22 protein-coding genes are annotated in these 24,296 nt (G+C 32.3%); 2 read left to right on the top strand and 20 right to left on the bottom strand.

Annotated elements, in window-relative coordinates:
* Positions 1–13: 13 nt before the first annotated feature.
* The 12 genes from C8C88_RS08685 to recR all read right to left on the bottom strand — a co-directional run bounded on the left by C8C88_RS08685 (position 14) and on the right by recR (position 13,163).
* A complete protein-coding gene (locus C8C88_RS08685) occupies positions 14–2,452 on the bottom strand; it encodes an SLBB domain-containing protein (protein ID WP_121337709.1) in 2,439 nt (812 codons plus the stop codon).
* A 31-nt stretch (positions 2,453–2,483) separates the two neighbouring features.
* Positions 2,484–3,491: a mannose-1-phosphate guanylyltransferase gene (locus tag C8C88_RS08680; RefSeq protein WP_121337708.1), complete on the bottom strand. Its 1,008-nt coding sequence runs from the start codon at positions 3,489–3,491 to the stop codon at positions 2,484–2,486.
* Positions 3,492–3,543: 52 nt separating this feature from the next.
* Positions 3,544–3,696 carry a four helix bundle protein gene (locus tag C8C88_RS13010; RefSeq protein WP_255415862.1) on the bottom strand — a complete coding sequence of 51 codons (153 nt, stop codon included), beginning with the start codon at positions 3,694–3,696 and terminating at the stop codon, positions 3,544–3,546.
* Positions 3,678–3,893: a four helix bundle protein gene (locus C8C88_RS13005; RefSeq protein ID WP_255415852.1), complete on the bottom strand. Its 216-nt coding sequence runs from the start codon at positions 3,891–3,893 to the stop codon at positions 3,678–3,680. Before C8C88_RS13005 ends, C8C88_RS13010 begins: the two co-directional genes overlap by 19 nt.
* Positions 3,894–3,962: 69 nt before the next feature.
* Positions 3,963–4,397, bottom strand: coding sequence for an adenylyltransferase/cytidyltransferase family protein (locus tag C8C88_RS08670; RefSeq protein ID WP_121337707.1), 435 nt, complete (start codon positions 4,395–4,397; stop codon positions 3,963–3,965).
* 98 nt (positions 4,398–4,495) lie between these two features.
* Complete coding sequence (locus C8C88_RS08665; RefSeq protein ID WP_121337706.1) at positions 4,496–5,779, bottom strand: nucleotide sugar dehydrogenase; 1,284 nt, start codon at positions 5,777–5,779, stop codon at positions 4,496–4,498.
* Positions 5,780–6,171: 392 nt separating this feature from the next.
* On the bottom strand, positions 6,172–6,636 hold the full coding sequence (locus tag C8C88_RS08660) for a UpxY family transcription antiterminator (protein WP_121338621.1): 465 nt from the start codon (positions 6,634–6,636) through the stop codon (positions 6,172–6,174).
* Between the two features lie 108 nt (positions 6,637–6,744).
* Positions 6,745–8,136 carry a UDP-glucose 6-dehydrogenase gene (locus C8C88_RS08655; protein WP_121337705.1) on the bottom strand — a complete coding sequence of 464 codons (1,392 nt, stop codon included), beginning with the start codon at positions 8,134–8,136 and terminating at the stop codon, positions 6,745–6,747.
* Between the two features lie 60 nt (positions 8,137–8,196).
* Positions 8,197–9,180: an SDR family oxidoreductase gene (locus C8C88_RS08650; RefSeq protein WP_121337704.1), complete on the bottom strand. Its 984-nt coding sequence runs from the start codon at positions 9,178–9,180 to the stop codon at positions 8,197–8,199.
* A gap of 30 nt (positions 9,181–9,210) precedes the next feature.
* Positions 9,211–11,670: a polysaccharide biosynthesis tyrosine autokinase gene (locus tag C8C88_RS08645; protein WP_121337703.1), complete on the bottom strand. Its 2,460-nt coding sequence runs from the start codon at positions 11,668–11,670 to the stop codon at positions 9,211–9,213.
* A 13-nt stretch (positions 11,671–11,683) separates the two neighbouring features.
* A complete protein-coding gene (locus C8C88_RS08640) occupies positions 11,684–12,472 on the bottom strand; it encodes a polysaccharide biosynthesis/export family protein (RefSeq protein ID WP_121337702.1) in 789 nt (262 codons plus the stop codon).
* Positions 12,473–12,542: 70 nt separating this feature from the next.
* Positions 12,543–13,163: a recombination mediator RecR gene (gene recR / locus C8C88_RS08635; protein ID WP_121337701.1), complete on the bottom strand. Its 621-nt coding sequence runs from the start codon at positions 13,161–13,163 to the stop codon at positions 12,543–12,545.
* 99 nt (positions 13,164–13,262) lie between these two features.
* On the opposite strand from recR, the gene C8C88_RS08630 reads away from it, so the two are divergent.
* Positions 13,263–14,771, top strand: coding sequence for a sodium:solute symporter (locus C8C88_RS08630; protein ID WP_121337700.1), 1,509 nt, complete (start codon positions 13,263–13,265; stop codon positions 14,769–14,771).
* Positions 14,772–14,850: 79 nt separating this feature from the next.
* Here the strand turns inward: C8C88_RS08630 and C8C88_RS08625 are convergent, their stop codons facing one another.
* Complete coding sequence (locus tag C8C88_RS08625) at positions 14,851–15,216, bottom strand: CoA-binding protein (protein WP_121337699.1); 366 nt, start codon at positions 15,214–15,216, stop codon at positions 14,851–14,853.
* Between the two features lie 152 nt (positions 15,217–15,368).
* On the opposite strand from C8C88_RS08625, the gene C8C88_RS08620 reads away from it, so the two are divergent.
* The gene (locus C8C88_RS08620; RefSeq protein WP_121337698.1) at positions 15,369–15,998 is read left to right on the top strand and encodes a MarC family NAAT transporter; all 630 of its coding nucleotides are present in this window, start codon (positions 15,369–15,371) and stop codon (positions 15,996–15,998) included.
* Between the two features lie 44 nt (positions 15,999–16,042).
* On the opposite strand, the gene ctlX is transcribed toward C8C88_RS08620, so the two are convergent.
* From ctlX to C8C88_RS08585, 7 genes are all read right to left on the bottom strand, one after another.
* Entirely contained in the window at positions 16,043–16,978 is a 936-nt protein-coding gene (ctlX, locus tag C8C88_RS08615) for a citrulline utilization hydrolase CtlX (RefSeq protein ID WP_121337697.1), read from the bottom strand.
* A gap of 77 nt (positions 16,979–17,055) precedes the next feature.
* A complete protein-coding gene (locus C8C88_RS08610) occupies positions 17,056–17,970 on the bottom strand; it encodes a dimethylarginine dimethylaminohydrolase family protein (RefSeq protein WP_121337696.1) in 915 nt (304 codons plus the stop codon).
* Positions 17,971–18,050: 80 nt separating this feature from the next.
* Positions 18,051–19,325 carry a citrate synthase gene (locus C8C88_RS08605; protein WP_121337695.1) on the bottom strand — a complete coding sequence of 425 codons (1,275 nt, stop codon included), beginning with the start codon at positions 19,323–19,325 and terminating at the stop codon, positions 18,051–18,053.
* Positions 19,326–19,481: 156 nt separating this feature from the next.
* The gene (gene eno, locus C8C88_RS08600) at positions 19,482–20,774 is read right to left on the bottom strand and encodes a phosphopyruvate hydratase (RefSeq protein WP_121337694.1); all 1,293 of its coding nucleotides are present in this window, start codon (positions 20,772–20,774) and stop codon (positions 19,482–19,484) included.
* A 576-nt stretch (positions 20,775–21,350) separates the two neighbouring features.
* The gene (gene carA, locus C8C88_RS08595) at positions 21,351–22,451 is read right to left on the bottom strand and encodes a glutamine-hydrolyzing carbamoyl-phosphate synthase small subunit (RefSeq protein WP_121338620.1); all 1,101 of its coding nucleotides are present in this window, start codon (positions 22,449–22,451) and stop codon (positions 21,351–21,353) included.
* Between the two features lie 313 nt (positions 22,452–22,764).
* Positions 22,765–23,253, bottom strand: coding sequence for a 50S ribosomal protein L17 (gene rplQ / locus C8C88_RS08590; protein WP_121337693.1), 489 nt, complete (start codon positions 23,251–23,253; stop codon positions 22,765–22,767).
* A gap of 36 nt (positions 23,254–23,289) precedes the next feature.
* On the bottom strand, positions 23,290–24,282 hold the full coding sequence (locus tag C8C88_RS08585; protein WP_039110214.1) for a DNA-directed RNA polymerase subunit alpha: 993 nt from the start codon (positions 24,280–24,282) through the stop codon (positions 23,290–23,292).
* Between the last annotated feature and the right edge of the window lie 14 nt (positions 24,283–24,296).

Below are 24,296 nucleotides of genomic sequence, written 5' to 3'. Positions count from 1 at the left end.
GAAACTATACTGATTATTTAAACGCATTTAAAATTAATAAAGATAAACTTGTTATCACACTTCCTATACTCACCCACTCACCCGTACTCATCTTCTTCGTTTCTGGCTTTTCAGGCACTACAATTTGAGATCCTGGCAAAACTTTAGGAAATGTGCGGATAAACAAAAAAGAACTAGATACAGCGGCTTTCCCATTTGGATAAATAATATAGGCTTTTTTTCTCCAACCTTTAGCGTCGGTTCCTCCAACTGCGCCTAAATAATAGCCAAATCCTCGTCCTTTATTATAAGGAATTTCAGAGGTCAATAATACATTTCCAGTAATTTTAACACTTTCATTAAAAGTTGCTACTTCAATTTCATCTCCGGGCATTAAAGTAACATTTGTACTGTTGTTCGGGTTTTTAACAATTGCCTTCCAATCCACTGGAATAGTTGCAAATTTTAAATCTTCTTTTAGTTTTTTTGTGATTTTGTTCTGAATGCTGTCTTTCTTTCCTAGATTTAAATTTACATTTTCTAAAACTTCAATTTGTTCTGCTTTAATAGGACGCTTAATCTTTACACCATCTAGATTAGCTGTTGCAGTCAAACCACCTGCTCTTTGTATGACAGCATATACTTTTTCTTTTTTATCGACTAAAACATATTTTCCAGTGTAATTTACGGCTCCACTTACTACCACCATCTCTGGCTTTTCATAAGCAGCCATTTTGCGAATGTTCACAACATCAAAAGGCATTAGAGTAAAGTTTTTTATTTGTTCGTTGTTTCCTGCATTAATCTCTAAATTAAATAATTGCACCTTGTTAGGATTCGCATTATCAATTTCTTCAGATGGAATCATTCTAGCAATCTCGACTCTTTTTGAAGCAGAACCTGTCAATCCTCCTGCCTGCACTAATAAATCATTTAGCGATAAATTTTCATAAAAGGAATAGGCACCTGGTTTTTTTATTTCGCCATCAATAGTGACTTTATATTCTTCAACAAAATCTAAAATAGAATACACGGTAACTATATCTTCTTTTTTTAGCAAAATATTAGCTTCTGCATTTCCTTCTAAAGCACGTACTAAATTTACAGAAACGGCCTCTGTAGTCATGTCCTCTTTCAATCTTACAATAGTAGCCCTAGTAGCATAGGCATCTTCCTTAAGTCCATCCGCTTGCTTAATCAAATCCAAAATGCGCATTCCTTCATAGAAAGAATAGGTGTCTGGTCTAAAAACAGCACCTTCAATTTTAATACGATTTTCGAAACGATTTAAAATTTTTGTTACTGTAAACACATCTCCAGAAATTGGCTTATACGTTGCAAATTCAGCTGCTTTTATGTCTTTGACCTTAAACTCTTTGGCTGTTTTTTGCAATACATTTACCGAGGCAGTATAAGCAAACTCATTAAATCCAGACGCAAATGATAATAAATCCGAAAAAGTTTCTCCCTTTTTCATTTCAAAAATTCCGGGACGTTTTACATTCCCTTCAACAGTTACTCGTTGAGAATAGGCTGGAATCCGAATCACATCATTGTCTTTCAATCCTACATTATCGGACTGATTCCCATTTACTAAAAACCTGTAAATATCTATGTTTTTAAATACTTTGTTATTTCGTATTAATTCAATATTTCTATAACTGCCATTCTTACCTGGACCACCTCCTAAAAACAAAGCATTATAAACGGTAGCCAAAGAAGAAATAGAATAATTCCCTGGTTGTTTACTTCCTATAATAGTTACTTTAATAGTACGTATATGACTTAGACTTACCCCAACTTGAGACTGTCCTGAATTAACAGTGCTATATACTCTGGCAATAGCGTTTTTTATTTTTTGAGTAGCAGCTTCAATTGTCATTCCTGAAACAGGGATTTGGCCTACGTACTGAATGTTAACTTTACCCTCCACTGTTACCGGCACGCTCGCATTAAATTCCTGTACCCCATAAACACTTACTTGCAATTCATCACCAGGGCCTAAAACATAATTTACTGGAGTAGCTAATTTTAAATTTGGTTCAAAATTTAATGTTGGATTATCAAAAAGTTCGGAACCAAAAACTAAAGAATTTAAACTGTCTTTAACTTTTTTATTGACAATTTTTTCTTGAGTTCTAGTGTATTCTTCAGAATCTCCACTCGTAGTTTCATCAGTGTTCTTATTGTTTAACAAAGCAGCATTTTTCACATCTGAATTCATGCCAAGTCTCGCTTTTAGTTTCGCAAATTCATTTGCTGACATTCCTTTGGCTAAAGCCATTGGTTCTGCTTGTTCAATGGTTACTTTATTTGCTTCTAGCTGAGTTCTTATCTTTGCTACATCACTATCTGATAAGTAATCTACTTTTAAAGTGCTCAAATCATTCCCTTTCAATAAATCTTGTGCCTTCATTGTTGACACTTGAAAAAGTGCAAAAACTAAAAACGTAACAATAAGTATTTTTTTCATAGGTAATTTATAATTTCTAAGTCGAATAATTTTAATTTAATAAGTTGGATTTTTTTCTTTCCAACTCATTGTAAATATTCTTAACATCTTGAGATTGTTCTTTTTGCAAAATTAAATTTGCTGTTTCTGTAGCCACAAAAATAGTATTCTTTAATCCAATAAAAGCAGTAAAAAGATTTGTTCCAATAACCATATTTCCGTTCTTGTCAACTGGATGTCCTTTAGAAACTAAATAATCATAAACAGATTCAAAAGATCCTAAATCAGACCAAACGAAAGTTGACGAAACCACTTTTATTTTTTTACTTCTTTCCATCACTGCATAATCAATACTAATGGAAGGGATTTCCATAGATAAGTTTAGGTCTATATTTCCGTTAGTATTATTTTCCCAAGCTATTTTTGATTTCTCATATACTTCTGGGTTAAATGCTTTCAGTTCTTCTAATAAAACGCCAGCTTTAAAGCAAAACATACCACTATTCCAAAGAAAATTACCTTTGGCAATAAAATCTGTAGCCGTTACTTTATTGGGTTTCTCCCGAAAAGAAACTACATTATCTCCCTTGCGTTCTATGTATCCATAGCCCGTTTCTGGTTTTGTTGGAATAATTCCGAAAGTAACAATAAATCCTCTTGATGCTTTTTCTATTGCTTCTGTTAAAGCTTGATTATAGTGTTGCATTTCATCAATAATATGATCCGAGGGAGTAACAATTAAAATATCTTCTGGATCAGCGGCAAAAGCAGCAAAAGCAATTGCAGCAGCTGTATTTCTGGGAGTTGATTCAACAATATCAATATAAGGGGTATTCGATTTTTCCATAACCGCCTTACTCAAATGGCAATTATCTACATTGCCTACAACCATTACCTGATCTACCAAATCACGATTACGTTCCACCGTCATTTCAAATAAAGATTTACCTTCAAATAAATCAAGATACTGTTTGGGTTGACTTTTGCGAGACAATGGCCATAACCTACTGCCTACTCCTCCTGTAAGGATAACGTGTATGATTGAATGTTTTTGATTCATAGTATCGTTTTTCGTTGCTCGTTGCTCGTAAAATCTTTAAACGATAAAGCAATTAAGCAGCTAGAGATTTAATTAGTTTGTATAACATCATTTTTATTCTGGAACATAAATTAAATAGAATGGTATAATCTTCTTCTTTAATATATCCCAACTCTTTGGACAAAAATAAATGATAATTCGTTTCTTCTAATGATCCTTTTGAAATATATAAAAACGGAACGAATTCTTTTTTATATTGTCTTGCCTGTCCTTCAATAATATTTTAGTAGGGACACTAGAAGCACTTCTTCTTACTTGACTAATCAGACCAAATTGTTCTGATTTTGGAAAATCAGAAGTAATTTTATATACCGCCAATGTTAATTGGTGTGCTACTTTCCATACTTCTAAATTAGATTCCATATTTTTTATTGATTGTTAGTTTTTTGCAAAATCGTTAATCGAATGACGACAAACGTTTCTAAAAAAAACTTACTTCACCTTATTTTCTTTCAATAATTCTTTTTCTGTTACTTCTTTTCGCAGACTACTACTAGAAAAGCGATGATCCCGAACATTAAAATAAAGCTGAATTCCTTTGTCTTCACAATAAGTTCTACCAGTAAAATTTTTATCTTTATACTCATCACCAATAATACGAACGTCAATTTTAAAAGAACGTAAGATATCTTCTAAATCTTGTTCGGTAGCATAAGGAATAATTTCATCTACAAATTTACAACCTTTAAGTTGTATATAGCGCTCTACTACAGATTGGGTGGGTCTGTTTTTTTCAGGACGATCGATTGTAGGATCCGTTTGTAATGCTGCTATCAAATAATCACATTGTCTTTTTGCTTCCTCTAGCATGGTAATATGCCCAGCATGGAGTAAATCAAAAGCACTAAAGGTAATTCCTATTTTCATATTTGATTTAATATTGAGTAATTTTAGTTTTGGAATCTGTATAAAAAAGAATTTTATTCTTATTATGAATGTTTTGTTTTATTTAATGGTCAATCAACCTATAACCTGCCATCAACCTTATCTCCCAAAACACCTTTTACATCATAAATGATACTATTTGAGTTTTGTAATTGAGATAAATCCATTTTCAAAAAGGCTGAATGAGAAACTCCCAAGACTACAGCATCAAATTTCACATTTGGCATTGAAGTAGTGGTCTCTAATCCATACTCGTGTTTAACTTCGTTTGGATTTGCTAAAGGATCGTATATGGTTACTGTAATTCCATAATCTTTCAAGGCAGCAATCACATCTACAATTTTTGTATTGCGTACATCTGGACAGTTCTCTTTAAAAGTAATTCCCAGCATCAAAAGAGAAGCTCCATTTACAGATATTCCTTTTTTAATCATTAACTTAACGATTTGCGAAGCTACATAGTCTCCCATGCTATCATTCAAACGTCTTCCAGCTAAAATAATTTCAGGATGGTATCCAAATTCTTGTGCTCTTTGTGCCAAATAATACGGATCAACCCCTATACAATGTCCACCTACTAATCCTGGTTTGAAAGGTAGAAAGTTCCATTTTGTACCCGCTGCTTTAAGAACCGCTTGCGTATCTATATTCATTAAGTTGAATATTTTTGCCAATTCGTTTACAAAAGCAATATTAATATCCCGTTGAGAATTTTCAATAACTTTAGCCGCCTCCGCCACTTTTATGGTAGGTGCTAGATGTGTTCCTGCAGTAATAACCGATTGATATAAGTCATCTACTTTTTGTCCAATTTCTGGAGTAGAACCTGAAGTAACTTTTAATATCTTTTCGACAGTATGTTCTTTATCCCCCGGATTGATTCTTTCAGGAGAATAGCCTGCAAAAAAATCAACGTTAAATTTCAATCCCGAAATACGCTCCAAAACAGGCACACATTCTTCTTCTGTAACTCCAGGATATACTGTCGATTCATAAATGACAATATCCCCTTTCTTCAAAACAGAACCAACAGTTTCACTTGATTTATACAAAGGCGTCAAATCAGGACGATTATTTTTATCAACTGGAGTGGGAACCGTAATAATATAATAATTACATGTGGCTATATCATTCAAATCAGAAGTGCAATACAACCCATTACTATCACTAGGACTATCTAACAAGACTTTCTGCAAAGTTTCATCATCAACTTCAAAAGTAGTATCTGTACCCGATTTTAATGAAGCAATTCTCGATGTATTAATATCAAAGCCAATAACAGAATGCTTTGTTGCAAATAAACGTGCCAAAGGCAATCCAACATACCCTAAACCAACTATTGCAATTTTTTTACTTAAACCCATTTTTCAAATTAATTATAACCAATATTCGCAGTTGTTTGCACAGCTACGCTATTCAAACTCCCATATCTGGGGTCGAAAAACGATTATAAAATTTTGCACAAATATACTTATAATAAACCATTTTTCTTGAATTTTTAAATCTTCAATAAATTAAAAAATACTGATAATTTAAAACAAAAAAACCTAATACTTTCATTTTCAATCAACCAAAATGAAATAAAATACAACTATTTACATTACAAATCACCTAATTTAGTGACTCAAAGAGTAGATATTTCACATGCATAATAACTTATAATTTAAAATTATTAACTTATAATTTGTGATTTAGACCTAAAAAATCGTTGTTAAAAGAAAAAGGTCTCAATAAACAATTGAAACCCTCCTAGACATTATTTATATTTCATTTTCAAAACACATCCAATCGATTCTAAAACCAAAACGTAATGCGTATTTGTTATCTCTTGAACAATTGCTTTTTGATTAGAAAAAGGTCCTGACTCCAGAGCAATAACATCTCCTTTCTGATATGGCGAAACTGTAAGATCGAATGGTTTTGAACCAGACATCCATTTTTTTATAGTATTAATTTCTTCATCTCGAACAATAGCAGGTTTGCCTAACCAGAATAAATACCGAACAACTCCAGGGGAATCAAATACTAAATTCCGATCTGATTCTTCTAATTGAACAAAAACATAGGAATTAAAAAGCGGAACCTCAACCTTTTTTTTCCTATCAGACCATTGGCGCACTTGAATTGTTAATGGACAATAACATTCAATACCTAATTTATGCAATTGCTCCGCAACTTTTTTCTCCCATTTGGGTTTTGTATATACTACATACCAATTCATCATGCACTTATATTGTATTGAAAAACAGAATTTATATGCTTACTTTTCTGATTTAATTTCTAAATAAAACTTTATTTGCCTTTAAACAAGCCGAAAAAACCTCTTAAACTAGGATCCTATCGCCTGATATACAAATCCTATCGCCTCTAATTCTGATTTGTTTAATAAATTTCTACCATCAAAAATAAATGCTGGTTTTTGCATTCCATCATATATTTTTTTCCAATCATACCCTACAAATTCATCCCACTCCGTTAGCACCGCTATTGCATGAGCATCAGCACATGCGCTATAAGGGTTATCGAAAGAGCTTATACTTTTAGCATTTTTTTCTGATGCTCTCGTCTCTAAATAATCTAAATCTGCTAAAATCTTTTTCTCAGAAACTTTAGGATCATAAACGGCAATGTTTGCATGCTCATTTATTAAATCGTCCGCAACATAAATAGCCGCAGATTCTCTGGTATCATTCGTATCTTTTTTGAAAGCCCAACCTAAAAATGTTATTTTTTTATCAGCAACCGTATTATAAAGCGTTTGTACAATTCGGTTAGAAAAACGTTTCTTTTGATGGTCATTCATTATGATCACTTGTTCCCAATAATCCGCTACTTCATTAAGTCCATACGACTTAGCGATATAAACTAAATTCAAAATGTCTTTTTGAAAACAAGAACCACCAAATCCAACAGATGCTTTTAAAAATTTAGGACCAATTCTACTGTCCATTCCTATAGCTCTTGCCACTTCATTCACATCAGCTCCCGTTTTTTCACAAAGCTCAGACAATGCATTTATAGAAGAAATTCTTTGTGCTAAAAAAGCATTAGCAGTCAACTTCGACAACTCTGAAGACCATACATTTGTTGTCAAAATCTTGTCATTTGGCACCCAATTCGAATATACATCAACCAAGGCCTGAATTGCTTTTTGACCTTCTTCACTAGTATCACCACCAATCAAAATCCTGTCTGGATTTAATAAATCTGACACTGCAGTTCCTTCAGCAAGAAACTCTGGATTAGATAAAATCTGAAACTGTACTCCATTACCTGTATTATCAAGAATACTTTTTATCGCTTCAGCTGTTCTAACCGGAAGCGTAGATTTTTCAACTACAATTTTATTTTGCTTAGCGACTTTTGCTATTTGTCTAGCGCACAATTCAATATATTTTAAATCTGCAGCCATACCTTTCCCTTTTCCATAGGTTTTAGTAGGAGTGTTCACAGATATAAAAATAATTTGTGCCTCATCAATTGCCTTGTCTACTTCTGTTGAAAAAAACAAATTTCTTCCTCTAGCTTCTCCTACAATAGCACTCAATCCCGGTTCATAAATGGGAATATTATCTACATTTGGGTCATTCCAAGCTAAGATGCGCTCTTCATTTAAATCGACAACAGTAACTTTAATTTGGGGACATTTTTGTGCAATAACAGCCATAGTTGGCCCTCCAACATACCCTGCTCCAATGCAACAAATTTTTGTAATTTTCATGTATTCCAATTGTAATTTATAATTCTATTTTTGAGTTAAGTTCGTTTAAAATGAACTCCTTTATTTCAGATTATTCCAATACCATTCCACCGCTTCTTTCAATCCTTCCTGCATAGAATATTTAGGATTGTAATGCAACAATGATTTTGCTTTATCAATACTTGCTAATGAATGTGGGATATCACCTGCCCTATTAGGGCCATGAATTATCTCAACATTTGCTATTCTTGAATCGTATTTTGACAAATATTCTTTTAGATATTTTAGCAAATCATTTAATGTGGTTCTATCACCAAAAGCGGTATTATAAACTGTATTTACAGCTTCTGTATTAGTAGTGATCATAGCCAATTCATTCATTTGAATTACATTATCAATATAGGTAAAATCTCTTGAATAATTTCCGTCCCCGTTTATTATCGGGCTTTCTAATTGCATCAATTGCATCACAAACTTTGGAATAACTGCCGCATAAGCTCCGTTAGGATCTTGTTTTCGTCCAAAAACATTAAAATAACGCAATCCTATTGTTTCTAAACCATATGTTCTGCTAAAAATTTCAGCATATAATTCGTTCACATATTTTGTAATAGCATAAGGCGAAAGTGGTTTCCCAATTACGTCTTCAACCTTTGGCAAACCTACCGAATCTCCATAAGTAGAAGAGCTTGCGGCATAAATAAATCGTTTCACTTTAGCATCTCTTGAGGCTACTAACATATTCAAAAAACCCGAAACATTTACATCATTTGTTGTAACTGGATCTATAATTGATCTTGGTACCGAACCTAGTGCTGCTTCATGCAATACATAATCAACTCCTTTTACGGCATTTTGACAATCAACTAAATTACGAATATCTCCTTCTATTAAAGTAAAATTAGGATCATTCATAAACAACTTTACATTATGCCTGTGCCCTGTTGCAAAATTATCTAAACAGACTACTTTATACTTTTTAGACAAGAAATATTCGCAAAGATTAGAACCGATAAATCCTGCTCCTCCTGTAATTAATATTGTACTATTTATGTTTTCTCCCATTATTTAATTTTAAAAAATCCAGCAAAGGATTTACTTTTTGAACCACTTTTGAATTCTATTCTTGATACTATTTTTTTTTCGTTCTTCATCATGATATCCATTTGAATAAGTTCCGCTTCCATAACCGTAACCGTAGCCATAACCGTAGCCAGTACCATACTTAGCTTTGTTTTCAAAACCATTCAAAATAATACTCGTATTGTCAAGCTCTCCACGTTTCACTCTATTATTTAATAGTGTAATCATATCCTTTTTTGTAAAATTCTGCCTTACAACGTATAAGGTAACATCACAATATTGAGCTAATTCTAAAGCATCAGAGACCAAACCTACTGGCGGAGTATCTAAAATAATATAATCATATTTCAATTTAAGTTCTTCAATCAACTCCTTCATTCCATCACTCAGAATCATTTCGGCTGGATTTGGTGGTATTGGACCTGAAAGAATAACGTCTAAATAAGGCACTTGAGTATGATTTACAATTTCATCAACTGTTTTTTGTTTGATTAAATAGTTCACAACACCAACTTCATTAACTAAATTAAATTCATCAAACAATCTTGGTTTTCGTAAATCCAAACCAACAATAACTGTCTTTTTTTCGCTTAAAGCAAATATGGTTGCAATATTTATAGAACAAAATGTTTTACCTTCTCCACTGACTGAAGAAGTTATCATAAGTGTTTTAGATCCTGCTCCCGATTGTTTTTTGTATAAAAACTGTAAGGAAGAACGAATCGCTCTAAAGGATTCTGATAAAGCAGATTTAGGTTTATCAAACACCGCCAAATTTGTGTGATCCTTACTAATCCCAACTACTCCAATCAAAGGAATCTGAGTTAATTTACCAATATCATCTGTGTTTTGAATTGCATTATTCACGAAGAAAATTCCAAAAACAAATAATAGTGGAATTAAAATTCCCATAAAAAGCGCCAATACATAATTCACCGAAGTTTTTGGTCCTATTAATCCTCCGCCAACATCTTTGGCTGGATCTATAAAATGAACATCCGATAAATTTGCCGCTTTTACAATATCTGCCTCACTTCTTTTTTGAAGAAATGTGCTATAAATATTATCACTTAAATCATACTTCCTTTTGATTTTAATCAACTCTTGTTGATCTTCTGGGAGTTGTTTTATCGTACTTTCAGTTTCACTAATTTTACTATTTATTTTTGCTAAATCATATTGCAAAGAAGACTTGGCTGCCGAAATATTCTCTAGCAATACATTCTTAACAGCCATCATTTGATTGTCAAAATCTTTAAACAACTTTTCACTTTTAACAGCATAAGCCATTTCTGATCTTTGCGTAGAAAGAGAAATTAATTTAGAAACATTAACAACAATATTTGGATCTTCAATTCCCGCAACTGATGGAGCTGGAAGTTTAGCATAATCAACACTGTTTTTTAAGTAGGCTTTTAAGGAATTATAATAGGTGATTTTTCGGGTTATTTCATCTCTTGCAACATCAAAATCAAGTATTTTCTCCGAAAACTTAGCGCCACCTTCCTCTATATCATAAATGTTTTTATCTTTTCTAAAAGACTTCAACTCATTCCCAGTTTCCTTCAATTGAGATTCCATTGAAACCAATGTACTATCTATAAAAGAAATAGTATTGGTGGCAAATTGGTTTTTACTGTCCAATTGTCTTTTTATAAGCATTTTCACAGTCGAATTTAAATATTCAACCATTCGAGCTTTATTTGTGCCCTGCATACTTAAGGTAATAATTGAACCTCCTTTATCATCTGTTTTAATATCGACTCCTTTGTAAGCAGATACGGTTCCATCAAAATCGTTGAATTGTACAAAATATTCGTTGCCTTTATATAATCCAGGATTGTCTTTTATTTGTAATTTCCAATTCAAAAAGGGTAACGAAACCTGCTCTCCTACTTTGTATCTCTTTACAAAATCACCCTTTTCAACGGCAGTTGTACTATATGAATTTGTGGAATAAGTAATCAGGGAAGCCGCATTATTCTCAAATGGGATTCTAATTTCATATTCGTTTTCACTCAAAAATTTAATTCCTATGAGATTTCCAGATAATTGGCCTTTAGTTTTATCAATATTTACATAAAACGGAACTACTCCATAAGCATCTACAAGATTATATTCACCTTGTGCTAAATAACTAATGTAATACTGCAATTTATCGACAACAAGTTCATTGTGCGACCTAGATTGTAATGTAGTTGAAATAGTCTGGACCTGATCTGAAGTACCTCCCCAATTAAAAGTCAAACTAGTATTTGATGTAAATAATGGATTTGTTTCTTCTTTTACAGCAACAACAGTTTCTACGGAATAGATTTTTTCTTTCCTAATATTTACTTGATAGGCAATTGTGAATGTTATAATTAAACTCACCAAAAACCATTTCCAATAGCTTCCAATTTTAATTAAAAATCCTTTAAAGTCGAAACTAGCTTGGTTTTCAAAAACCGAAAAATCTTTTATATCTAACATTTCGAACTCTATTTTAATTTTTCAACAATAGAAAAGTAGTTGTAGCCAAAGACAGAAGTGTAATAATAGTCCCTAAAGACTCTAATCCTGTTTTCCCTGTTCCCCACGTTTTTTGTTTCAGTGGCTTTACATAGATAAAATCATTAGGCTGCAAATAATAATATGGAGATTGCATCACATTAATATCAGTAAGATCTAAATCATGCATTTGAATTCCTGTTGGAGATTTTCTCATAATCGTCACTGCTTTTCTATTTCCCGTTATAGTAATATCCCCAGAATTAGCAATAGCTTCCATGACATTTATACGCTCTTGAAACAATGTTTTTGTTCCTGGGCTTCCTACTTCACCATTGATTGTATATCTAAATCCGGCCAATTTAACTGTAACAAAAATATTAGCTTCTTTGTTAAAATATTCTGCTAATAATTGTTTTTCAATTCTAACCCTCACTTCTTCAAGTGTATATCCTATAACGTTAATTTCTCCTAAAATTGGGATTCGTATATTTCCATGATCATCTACTGTAAATCCATCAAAATACAAGTCTGTTTCTGATTTTGACACCCCATCAATTTTAGTAGATGGATTAAAAATAGCCACTAATTTAGGGTCAATTGCCTTCAAGGTAATGCTCAAAACATCATTAGTTTGAAGTCTGTATGGTTTAGATTCTACTTCGGCAATTGCAACTTCTGCACTACCGTTCTTATTCTGAAGATAAATTAAATCTTGAGTAGGAATACAAGAGGAGAATAACAAACTGATAATTAGGGACAAACAGAGTATAGATTTGCTCATTATATAATTTTTAGAAACAAATATAGCTTTTCATTTACGATTTAAAAAGCATCGCTATTCATTAAATGATTTAATTATTTTTAAAAGACTTTTCAAAAGGAACCCTATGTAAAATACTTCTTCCTAAGGTGACTTCATCTGCATACTCAAGTTCATCACCCACAGATATTCCTCTAGCAATTGTAGATATTACAACCTTGCAATCTGCAATCTGTTTGTAAATATAAAAATTTGTGGTATCTCCTTCCATAGTAGAACTCAAAGCAAATATTATTTCACTCACATTACCTAACTTTACTTTCTCAACTAAGGAAACAATATTTAATTGACTTGGGCCAACGCCGTCAATAGGAGAAATTTTCCCTCCCAAAACATGATAAATACCCCTAAACTGACCCGTGTTTTCAATAGCCATTACGTCACGTATATCCTCAACAACACAAACAATCTGATGATTCCTACTTGCATTGGCACAAATTTCACACAAAATACTATCCGAAATATTATGACAACTGTTACAATATTTAATATCTTCACGCATACTTACTAATGCTTGCGAAAGAAAACCAGTTTGTTCTTTTGGCTGTTTCAATAAATGCAAAACTAAACGCAAAGCCGTTCGCTTACCAATCCCTGGTAGCTGTGACATTTCGTTTACTGCTTTTTCAATTAATTTTGAAGAAAATTCCATAGTTGCAAAAGTAGTCAATTTGTCCCGAACGTTCGGGATAGATAATTTGAAAAATTGAAGATTATTTATGTAATTTGGCGAAAATAATTTTTATAAAAAATGACTCCATTTGCTATTCTATCACTCATCATAATTTACTTTGGAATTTTATTTCTCATTTCTCATTTTGTAAGTAACAAAAACAGTGGAAACGATGCCTTTTTTAAAGCGAATAAAAATTCCAAATGGTATTTAGTTGCTTTTGGAATGATTGGAACAGCACTTTCTGGCGTAACTTTCATATCTGTCCCAGGAGAAGTAGGAGCACCAACAGGAGAACAATTCAAGTATTTTCAATTTGTATTAGGAAATGCGATTGGGTTTATAATTATTGCTAAAAAATTATTGCCCCTCTATTACAGAATGAACCTAACCTCAATATACGGATATATCGAACACCGATTAGGAATGTATTCCTATAAAACTGCCGCAACCATTTTCTTAATAAGCAGAACTATCGGTTCCTCATTCAGGCTCTACCTAGTGGTGATAGTTTTACAACGCTTTGTATTTGATCATTACGGAATTCCGTTTGCAGTTACTGTTTTAATATCATTAGCTTTGATATTTGCCTATACGTATAAAGGTGGTTTAAAAACCATCATCATTACAGACACATTACAAACTTTCTTCTTAGTTTCTTCCGTTTTTTTGACTATTTATTTCATTTGTGATAGTCTACATTTAAATATTTTTGAGGCTTTTGAAAAAGTAAAAACCAGCAATTATTCTAAAGTATTTTTCTTTGAAGATTTCGTTTCTAGCAAATTTCATTTTGTTAAGCAAATTCTGGGTGGAATTTTCGTGACTATAGCTATGGTAGGATTAGATCAAGATTTAATGCAAAAAAACCTAAGCTGTGCAACTATTGGCGAAGCCCAAAAAAACATGTTCACCTTTACAGGTATATTTGTTTTTATCAACATCTTTTTTCTAAGTGTTGGTGCTTTGCTTTATATTTATGCGAATCAAAACGGTATTGAAGTTCCGCTAGATTTAGTTTCTGGAAAGCCAAGAACCGATTTGCTTTTCCCTGAAATAGCCTTTCATCATTTGACTATTATTCCTTCTATCGTTTTTCTATTAGGACTAACAGCGGCAACTTTTGCTACAACAGATTCCGCTTTAACGGCACTTACAACATCGTTTTGCGTTGACTTTCTAGGTATGGATAAAGCTGAAAATCTAAATAAACCAAATGTAATAAGAACGAGACATCTTGTTCATATTGGATTTTCATTTTTAATGTTTCTCGTGATTGTTTTTTTTAATTCAATAAATGACAGCTCTGTCGTTGGAATGATTTTTAGAGTTGCATCATACACCTACGGACCACTTTTAGGCTTGTATTGTTTTGGCCTATTTGTAAAAACCAAAACCGTTAAAGACAAATTAGTCCCTATAATTTGCTTTATAGCTCCAGCGCTGACTTACTTTGTAAGCGAAAATTCAAAAACACTTTTCTTCGGATATGTGTTTGACAACGAATTGATTATCGTAAATGCCTTTATCACATTTTTAGGATTACTATTAATTAGTAAACCTGCCATAAAGGAAACACGATTTTAAATTAAGCAGATTAAAACAATCCCTTTTTCTTCTCTTTTTAAACAAGAAAAAGAAACTTAGAATTACCTATGCACAAAAATTAATATTGGTTTGTAGCCAATAAAACTAATGTACAAGCTATTTCTGCTTTGATATTATTTAAATCCAACAATTGATAAAACTCAGGATTTTCGGTTCCTGGATTAAAAATTACACGTTTTGGTCTTGCTTCAACGATGTAATTGTAATAGTCACGCTGGCGTGCAGGGTTTAAGTAAAGTGTAACAGTATCAATGTTTTTTAACGGAATGGCTTTAGTTTGAATTTTTATACCAGCTACTTCGCCAGCATTTTGTCCTAAGGCAAGAACCGAATGTCCTTTCTCTACCAACATATTAATTGCTTTAAAAGCATATCTATCTGGTTTTGTGGATGCTCCAAGAACTAAGGTCTTTTTATTTTTCATATTCTAAATTATATTTTGCAAAAGTAATCAAAAAGAGAGAAAAGTTTCGCTATTTTACCTTTTAGTTCTTGTGCTAAACAAAACAGTATCCTAACAATAAAAGCCTTTTTAGTTTTAAAAAAAGAGTACTTTTACACCCAAAACAAGAGAACATGGATCTTTTTATCTATTTATTTGCTGCTTTATTTTCAGTACTAAATCCTATTGGAACCGTTCCTATTTTTGTAGGATTAACGCATGAGGACTCTAAAAAAGAGCGCTCTAGAATTTCATTATGGACAGCTGTCAATGTTTTTATTATTCTAATTGTTTCTTTTTTTATTGGACAATATGTTTTGACTTTTTTTGGAATCAGCATTGATGCATTACGAATTGCAGGAGGAATTATAATTGTAAGCTCAGGATTTTCATTACTTTCGGGTAAGTTTAACAAAAAAAGAGGTATCAACAAGAAAATTGAAACTGATGCTCAAAAAAGGAATGACATTGCCTTAACTCCTTTGGCGATTCCTATGCTTGCAGGACCAGGATCTATTTCATTATTAATAGCATTTTATCAAGAACACCATTCTACTTCTGAAATCATCATTTCTTCTTTAGCAATTTTTTCTATTGCACTTGCTATTTTTGCTATTTTAAAAAGTGCTCATTATCTCGCTAAAATACTTGGTGCATCCGGAATTGTAGCCATTTCAAGAATTATTGGTTTCATTGTAATTGCAATTGGAATTCAATATATCGTGAGTGCAATGATAAATATTATCAAAGGAAATTTACTTTAATTTTAGGCAAAAAAAATAGCCCTGAAAATATCAGGGCTATTTTTTTATTCTCTTGGCAAGAAAATTTCTGCCATCATACACCTGGCACTTCCTCCGCCACATGCTTCAATAGTATCTAAACTAGAACTCAAAATTGTTACATGTTCTTCAAGTTGTGCTATTTGTTTTTTAGTTAAGCTTTGGTGAGCTGATGCGCTCATGACTAAATATCGTCTATCATCAGTTCCCTTAACTTCAAGCATATTTCCTGCAAAATTATTCACTTGGTCCTCCGTAATCAGAATTACTTCCTTTTCATCTCCTCTCAAACTTTCCAGTACCATTTTGCGTTCTTTTTTATCGTCAATACAATCCGCACAAATCACAGCAAAAGTTTCTGCAAGACACATCATTACATTAGTATGATAAATCAGCTTTCGCTCTTTACCAACCGTTTGAAATGCTTCGAAAATAACTGGTGTAAATTCAAAATCTTCACAAAACTCTATAAATAATTCCTCATCCGCTCTTGGAGACAAAGCACAATACGCTTTCCCATTTTCACGGTCTAAAACTAAACTTCCTGTACCTTCCAAGAAAAAGCCGTCTTCCTCAGCCGATGTATAATCCATTATATTATTGATTACGAATCCTTTTTCTTCCAGGATATCCAAAATATCTTCTCTACGTTCTAAACGACGATTTTCAGCAAACATAGGATATAAAGCTACATCTCCATTTTCATGAAAAGAAATCCAATTATTTGGAAAAATACTATCTGGCGTATCTGGATTTAGAATATCATCAACAACTGTTACATCAACCCCAACAAGTCTTAATTTTTGAACAAAGGCATCAAATTCCTGTTGCGCCTTATCATTTACCGTTGACGGCGAAAGACCATCAAGAACTTTTTGATAATAATTATTTACAGCCGTTTGCTCATTCATACGAAACGCTACAGGGCGAATCATCAATATGGAATTAGTAGTTTGTTTCATATAATTTTTAGTTTAAAGCTTAAAAATTCAAAGTTTAATATTTTGAAAACATTAAACTTTAAACCTTAAACAAGTTTTTAATCTCTTATTAATGGTAATGTAGAACAACGCAATAAACCTTCTTGTTTAGCTATTTCTGCGTATGGAATTTCTTCAACTGTAAAACCATTTTCACGAAGCCAATTGTTTAGTCGAGTAAAATTCTTCTCCGAAACTACTACATTAGGCGCTATCGAAAAAACATTTGAATTCATGTGATACATTTCTTTTCTTCGGATATGAAACAGATTTTCTTTACCAAAAAGATCTACTAGAAACAAATAATCAGCTTCTTCTCGAAATCCTCTTTTATAAATAATTCCTTTATTCTCACCTACTGGCTGAAAACAACAATCTAAATGTAGCGCATTATCACGAGCCTCTATTTTTGATTTAACCAAGTCAAATTCTTTGACAATTTTATTTGGAAATAATTTTCTAAGGTATTCAACACCTTGCCAATTTGTTCTTGCTGTAATATAATCTTTATAGTCACTCCCTTTATACGTTCCCACTAAAATATAGTTATTCCACAACATCACGTCACCTCCTTCTATATGAACTTCTTCAGGAGGGCGCACTACTTTTTTAGGATTAATTTGGTCAATTATATATTGGATAGCATCTAACTCTCGTTCCCTATCTGGTAAAATATTCGACTTAATAAAAATATCATCTATAACAAAGCCAATATCTCTAGTGAAAATCTGATTGTAGTTTTCAATTAGTTCAGGACGAAAAACCGTAACATCATATTTCTGAAGCACTTTATTAAATGCTTCCATCTCTACTACCATATCTGCTTCAATAGGATATGTACCGGCAAGTATATGCTCTAAAGATTTTGGATCATAAGCATCTTCAACATTAGGAGTAGGCCCATTGCTAACTGCAGAACCTAAAACAACTGCTCGCAATCGTGATGTTTCATTCTTTATATTTAACTTCAGCATATATTGATTTTTTTTTGTAAAGATAAAAAAATAAAAAAAGCTCCACGATTCGTGAAGCTTTTAAGTCAATTTATTTTTTCTTATGTTCTTTTAAAGTCTCTCAAAGGATATCCAATATAAATTTGTCTAGGCCTTCCAATTGGTTCTTTATTTTCACGCATTTCTTTCCATTGTGCAATCCAACCTGGTAATCTACCGATAGCAAACATAACTGTAAACATATCTGTTGGAATTCCTAAAGCTCTGTAAATGATTCCAGAGTAAAAATCTACGTTTGGATATAAGTTTCTTGATTTAAAGTATTCATCCTCTAAAGCAGCAGCTTCTAATTTTTTAGCAATGTCCAAAATTGGGTCATTAACTCCTAAAGTTCCTAAAACTTCGTCAGCAGCTTTTTTAATAATTTTAGCTCTTGGATCGAAATTTTTATAAACTCTATGTCCGAATCCCATTAAACGGAACGGATCATTTTTATCTTTGGCTTTAGCCAAATACTTATCTGCATCACCACCAGTAGCATGAATTTCTTCCAACATTTCAAGTACTGCTTGATTAGCACCACCGTGTAATGGTCCCCATAATGCAGAAACTCCCGCAGAGATAGAAGCAAATAATCCTGCATGAGATGAACCTACCATTCTTACAGTAGATGTAGAACAGTTTTGCTCATGATCTGCGTGAAGAATAAATAATTTATCCAATGCATTTACCACAACTGGATCTGCTGTATATGGACCTGTAGGTAACTCAAACATCAAACGCATGAAATTCTCAACGTACCCAACTGTATTGTCATAATAATTTAAAGGGTAGCCCATGCTTTTTCTGTAAGTCCAAGTAGCAATCACTAAGAATTTACCCATGGTTTTACAAACAGCTTCATACATTTCTTTTTCATTTTCAACATTTACCGACTTTGGATTAAATGCTGTTAAAGCACTTGTCAAAGCAGACAAAACTCCCATAGGATGTGCTGTCTTTGGAAAACCATCAATGATATTTTTCATTTCTTCGTTAACCAAAGTATACTTTCTAATATCTGTTTCAAATTGCTCCAATGTTTTAGATGAAGGCAAGTCTCCGAAAATAACTAAATAAGATACTTCTAGGAAATGAGACTTTTGAGCCAATTCTTCAATTGAATATCCTCTGTAACGTAAAATACCTAATTCCCCATCAAGGAAAGTAATTTCACTTTTACACGAACCTGAATTTTTGTAACCTGGATCAAGAGTAATTAAACCCGAGAAATCACGTAATTTGCTAATATCGACAGCTGCTTCATTTTCGCTCCCAACTATAACTGGAAGTTCAAATTTATTGCCATCTATTTCTAATGTTGCTATTTTTGACATAATATAAATAGGAAATAAAACTTATTAAATAATAATTACCAAATCTAAGGAATTTCACATTAATTAAAAAGTTAATATGGAAATGAAATTGTTAAAATTCAAAAAAAAAGCCACTCACAGAACGTGAATGGCTTAAAAAAATACCTTTTCGTATAATTATTTTATTTTAAATGCATTTTTACCTGGAAAATAAGCTGTGTTACCAAGTTCCTCTTCAATTCTCAATAATTGATTGTATTTTGCCATACGATCAGAACGAGAAGCTGAACCAGTTTTTATTTGACCACAGTTTAAAGCTACAGCTAAATCAGCAATTGTATTATCCTCTGTTTCTCCAGAACGGTGAGACATTACTGAAGTATAACCAGCATTTTTGGCCATATTTACAGCAGCAATAGTTTCTGTCAAAGTACCAATTTGGTTTACTTTTACAAGAATTGAATTAGCGATTCCTTTTTCAATACCTGTTGACAAACGCTCTACATTAGTAACGAACAAATCATCTCCAACTAATTGTACTTTATCTCCAATTTTTTCAGTAAGCAATTTCCATCCATCCCAATCATTTTCATACATTCCATCTTCAATAGAAATAATAGGATATTTAGCAGCTAATTCAGCTAAATAAGTAGCTTGCTCTTCTGAAGTTCTGATTTTTCCAGTTTCTCCTTCAAATTTAGTATAATCGTATTTTCCGTTTACATAAAATTCTGAAGCAGCACAGTCTAAAGCAATCATAATTTCATCACCAAAAGTATATCCAGCATTTTCAACTGCTTTTTTGATAGTATCCAAAGCATCTTCAGTTCCTCCAGCTAAATTAGGTGCAAAACCACCTTCATCACCTACAGCCGTAGAAAGACCTCTGTCATGCAAAACTTTTTTCAAGCTGTGGAAAATTTCTGTTCCCATTTGCATAGATTGTGAAAAAGAAGTTGCTTTTACAGGGAAAATCATAAATTCTTGAAATGCAATAGGTGCATCAGAATGTGAACCACCGTTGATGATATTCATCATTGGAACTGGCAATGTATTTGCAGAAACACCACCTACGTATCTATACAAAGGCAAACCTAATTCATTTGCTGCTGCTTTTGCAGCCGCAAGAGAAACACCAAGAATAGCATTAGCTCCTAATTTAGATTTATTTGGCGTACCGTCTAAATCAATCATCATTTGATCAAGTACATTTTGTTCAAAAACAGAAGTACCTACTAACTCATCAGCGATAAGAGTATTTACATTTTTCACTGCATTCAAAACTCCTTTTCCTAAAAAAGCTTTTCCTCCATCACGTAATTCTACAGCCTCATGTTCTCCAGTTGAAGCTCCAGATGGAACAGCAGCTCTTCCTAGAACTCCGTTTTCAGTTATTACATCAACTTCTATTGTAGGGTTACCTCTAGAATCAAAAATTTGTCTTGCGTGAATTTTAACAATAATACTCATATCAATCTATTTAAAATGTTGAACTTTTTATTTTATAATTACAAATATATTATATCTTTTCTAATGAAAACACAAAATTTTGTGAATCTTATTAACGAAAACGATGTAATTATTCGAGCTACAAATGTCTGTTTTTTTTTATAATTAATTGAGCCTAGTTTGTTAAATTTCTGGTGTTTATTTAGAAAAAAAATACGCCAAGAAGCGCTTTAATACATAATCATAAATCCACAAGATACACAATGATTTATGAATATTAAATGTTAAACAAATACAATACAAAATTGCTGATTTTCAATAAATTAAATAAATTTAATTCTCTTTTTTAATATTAAACAAAACTATAGCAATTTAAACAATTAGCTCTTAATTTAAGACAATTAGAATTAAGGAACATAAAACATAAGCACTCTTACTAATTCGAAATAAATTATTATACGTTGAAAAGATCAAACGAACTTACAAGCACATCTTTTAAAACTTAAATTTACAACAACCAAGCACCTTACATGACTAATAAAAAAGGGTTTCATTTTAAATGAAACCCTTTAATTTGTATATTGAATAAAGAGATTGTTATCCTTTTATATTTTCAATAAATTGATCGAATAAATACGATGAATCATGTGGTCCTGGACTAGCTTCTGGGTGATATTGTACAGAAAAACAATTTTTGTTTTTCATACGCATACCAGCTACTGTTCCATCATTCAGATGAAGATGTGTAATTTCAAGATTAGGATGATTGTCTAATTCTTCTTTATTAACAGCAAAACCATGATTTTGGGAAGTGATTTCACCTTTTCCTGTAATAATATTTTTTACAGGGTGATTTATTCCTCTGTGACCATTAAACATTTTATAAGTCGAAATTCCGTTAGCTAAACCTATTACTTGATGTCCAAGACATATTCCAAATAAAGGTTTGTTGTTCTCAAGAATTTCTTTTGCAACTTGAATAGCACTAGAAAGAGGTTCTGGATCACCAGGTCCATTAGATAAAAAATAGCCATCTGGATTAAATGCAGACAAGTCTTGATAAGAAGAATCAAAAGGGAATACTTTTATGTAACAATCTCTTTTAGCAAGGTTTCGAAGGATATTTGTTTTAATTCCTAAATCAAGAGCAGAAATTTTATAGGTAGCATTCTCATCACCAAAAAAATAAGGTTCTTTAGTAGAAACTTTAGAAGCTAATTCTAAACCTTTCATATCTGGAACATTTGCTAAAGACGCTTTTAATTCTTCAATTGGCGTTCCATCAGTACAAATAACCGCATTCATAGCTCCGTTGTCACGTATGTAACTAACCAAGGCACGTGTATCTACATCAGATATACAGATAAGGTTTTGTTTTGTAAAATAATCTTCTAAACTCCCTGAAGCATCTTCACGTGAGTAATTAAAACTAAAATTTTTACAAACTAAACCAGCAATTTTAATACTTTGCGATTCAACTTCTGAATCATTTACTCCGTAGTTCCCAATATGGGCATTAGTAGCTACCATCAATTGACCAAAATAAGAAGGGTCAGTAAATATTTCTTGGTAACCTGTCATTCCTGTGTTAAAACAAACCTCTCCAAAAGTAGTTCCGCTGATTCCAATAGATTTGCCATGGAATATGGTTCCGTCACTTAATAAAAGTATTGCTTTTTGTCGTGTTGTATATTTCATTCTTTGATTTCTATTATTTTTAAATAGTCTCATGTAACTTGAAAAACCAGTTTCATGTGTAGTTAAATATTTTGCAAATTTAATCCTTTAAAGCAATGAATGCAAGTTTTTGAAATTTATTGTAAAATAAAAACATTCTAATCTAGCCCTGATGGAAACGGCATCCTTTTGCTTTTCTTTAAAAGCAAAAGATACAGTGGACAGCAGGACAATACACAATTAAATTCCAAGGTTTTTGCTCCAAAAAATCAAAAAAAAAGGATAAACTAGTAATAGCTTATCCTTAATTTTTATAGAATGATTATTTTCATAATTATTCAGCAATGTCAGTAGTTGTTTCAGTTTCAGCAACTGGAGCATCAGTAGCTTCATCAGCTTTCTTAGCTTTACCACCACGACGGCTTTTTGCTTTTTTAACTTCTTTTTTACCTCCATTGTAAAGTTCATTGAAATCTACTAATTCGATCATTGCCATATCAGCATTATCTCCTAAACGATTTCCAACTTTAATGATACGTGTGTATCCACCTGGACGGTCACCAACTTTAGCAGCTACATCTCTGAACAAATCAGTTACTGCATATTTGCTACGTAAGTATGAAAAAACAATACGACGATTGTGAGTCGTATCTGCTTTAGATTTTGTTATTAAAGGCTCAACGAATTGTTTAAGCGCTTTTGCTTTAGCAACAGTAGTGTTAATACGTTTGTGCTCAATAAGAGAACAAGCCATATTAGCTAACATAGATTTTCTATGCGCAGTCTGTCTGCCTAAGTGATTGAATTTTTTTCCGTGTCTCATTGCTTTATGAAATTTAATCCGCCAAAGCGGATTAGATTATTCTTTATCTAGTTTGTATTTTGCTAAATCCATACCGAAGTTCAAATTTTTAACTGCAACAAGTTCATCAAGTTCAGTTAAAGATTTTTTACCAAAATTACGGAATTTCATTAGGTCATTTTTATTGAACGATACTAAATCACCAAGTGTATCAACTTCAGCCGCTTTCAAGCAATTTAATGCTCTAACAGAAAGATCCATATCAACAAGCTTAGTTTTAAGCAATTGTCTCATGTGTAATGACTCTTCATCATATGATTCTGTTTGCGCAATCTCATCAGCCTCAAGTGTAATTCTTTCGTCAGAAAATAACATGAAATGGTGAATTAAAACTTTTGCAGCTTCAGTTAGAGCATCTTTTGGATTAATAGAACCGTCAGTTTTTATTTCAAAAACTAATTTTTCATAATCTGTTTTTTGCTCAACACGGAAGTTTTCAATAGCATATTTTACATTTTTTACCGGAGTAAAAATTGAATCTGTAAAAATGGTTCCAATAGCAGCATTTTGTTTTTTGTTCTCTTCAGCAGGAACATAACCTCTACCTTTTTCGATAGTTAAATCGAAATTCAGTTTGATTTTGCTATCTAAATTACAGATAACAAGTTCTGGATTCAAAACTTGGAAACCTGAAATAAATTTTTGAAAATCACCAGCTGTTAATTGATCTTTACCTGAAACAGAAATAGTAACTGATTCATTATCTATATCTTCAATTTGACGTTTAAAACGTACTTGTTTTAGATTAAGAATGATTTCGGTAACATCCTCAACAACTCCTGAAATAGTAGAAAACTCATGATCTACACCTTCTATTCGAACAGATGTAATTGCATAACCTTCTAATGCTGAAAGCAAAACTCTTCTAAGTGCATTACCAACAGTCAATCCATAACCAGGTTCTAAAGGTCTAAATTCAAATTTACCTTCAAAATCGGTTGAATCGATCATGATAACTTTATCGGGCTTCTGAAAATTAAATATTGCCATAAATTTCGACTAAG

This window comes from Flavobacterium sp. 123 (genome assembly GCF_003634825.1).
Taxonomy (GTDB): Bacteria; Bacteroidota; Bacteroidia; order Flavobacteriales; family Flavobacteriaceae; genus Flavobacterium.
Note: the sequence above shows the minus strand (reverse complement) of the source record. Positions and strands in the feature narration are given on the sequence as shown.

Excerpts from the sequence above, each read along its gene's own strand:
- carA (WP_121338620.1), bottom strand. The coding sequence starts at position 22,451 with ATGAAATATACAACACGACAAAAAGCAATACTTTTATTAAGTGACGGA.
- eno (WP_121337694.1), bottom strand. The coding sequence starts at position 20,774 with ATGAGTATTATTGTTAAAATTCACGCAAGACAAATTTTTGATTCTAGA.
- C8C88_RS08620 (WP_121337698.1), top strand. The coding sequence starts at position 15,369 with ATGGATCTTTTTATCTATTTATTTGCTGCTTTATTTTCAGTACTAAAT.
- C8C88_RS08640 (WP_121337702.1), bottom strand. The coding sequence starts at position 12,472 with ATGAGCAAATCTATACTCTGTTTGTCCCTAATTATCAGTTTGTTATTC.
- C8C88_RS08645 (WP_121337703.1), bottom strand. The coding sequence starts at position 11,670 with ATGTTAGATATAAAAGATTTTTCGGTTTTTGAAAACCAAGCTAGTTTC.
- C8C88_RS08665 (WP_121337706.1), bottom strand. The coding sequence starts at position 5,779 with ATGGGTTTAAGTAAAAAAATTGCAATAGTTGGTTTAGGGTATGTTGGA.
- C8C88_RS08625 (WP_121337699.1), bottom strand. The coding sequence starts at position 15,216 with ATGAAAAATAAAAAGACCTTAGTTCTTGGAGCATCCACAAAACCAGAT.
- C8C88_RS08605 (WP_121337695.1), bottom strand. The coding sequence starts at position 19,325 with ATGTCAAAAATAGCAACATTAGAAATAGATGGCAATAAATTTGAACTT.
- C8C88_RS08685 (WP_121337709.1), bottom strand. The coding sequence starts at position 2,452 with ATGAAAAAAATACTTATTGTTACGTTTTTAGTTTTTGCACTTTTTCAA.
- ctlX (WP_121337697.1), bottom strand. The coding sequence starts at position 16,978 with ATGAAACAAACTACTAATTCCATATTGATGATTCGCCCTGTAGCGTTT.
- C8C88_RS08585 (WP_039110214.1), bottom strand. The coding sequence starts at position 24,282 with ATGGCAATATTTAATTTTCAGAAGCCCGATAAAGTTATCATGATCGAT.
- C8C88_RS13005 (WP_255415852.1), bottom strand. The coding sequence starts at position 3,893 with ATGGAATCTAATTTAGAAGTATGGAAAGTAGCACACCAATTAACATTG.
- C8C88_RS08670 (WP_121337707.1), bottom strand. The coding sequence starts at position 4,397 with ATGAAAATAGGAATTACCTTTAGTGCTTTTGATTTACTCCATGCTGGG.
- C8C88_RS08680 (WP_121337708.1), bottom strand. The coding sequence starts at position 3,491 with ATGAATCAAAAACATTCAATCATACACGTTATCCTTACAGGAGGAGTA.
- recR (WP_121337701.1), bottom strand. The coding sequence starts at position 13,163 with ATGGAATTTTCTTCAAAATTAATTGAAAAAGCAGTAAACGAAATGTCA.
- C8C88_RS08630 (WP_121337700.1), top strand. The coding sequence starts at position 13,263 with ATGACTCCATTTGCTATTCTATCACTCATCATAATTTACTTTGGAATT.
- C8C88_RS08650 (WP_121337704.1), bottom strand. The coding sequence starts at position 9,180 with ATGGGAGAAAACATAAATAGTACAATATTAATTACAGGAGGAGCAGGA.
- C8C88_RS08660 (WP_121338621.1), bottom strand. The coding sequence starts at position 6,636 with ATGAATTGGTATGTAGTATATACAAAACCCAAATGGGAGAAAAAAGTT.
- C8C88_RS08655 (WP_121337705.1), bottom strand. The coding sequence starts at position 8,136 with ATGAAAATTACAAAAATTTGTTGCATTGGAGCAGGGTATGTTGGAGGG.
- rplQ (WP_121337693.1), bottom strand. The coding sequence starts at position 23,253 with ATGAGACACGGAAAAAAATTCAATCACTTAGGCAGACAGACTGCGCAT.
- C8C88_RS08610 (WP_121337696.1), bottom strand. The coding sequence starts at position 17,970 with ATGCTGAAGTTAAATATAAAGAATGAAACATCACGATTGCGAGCAGTT.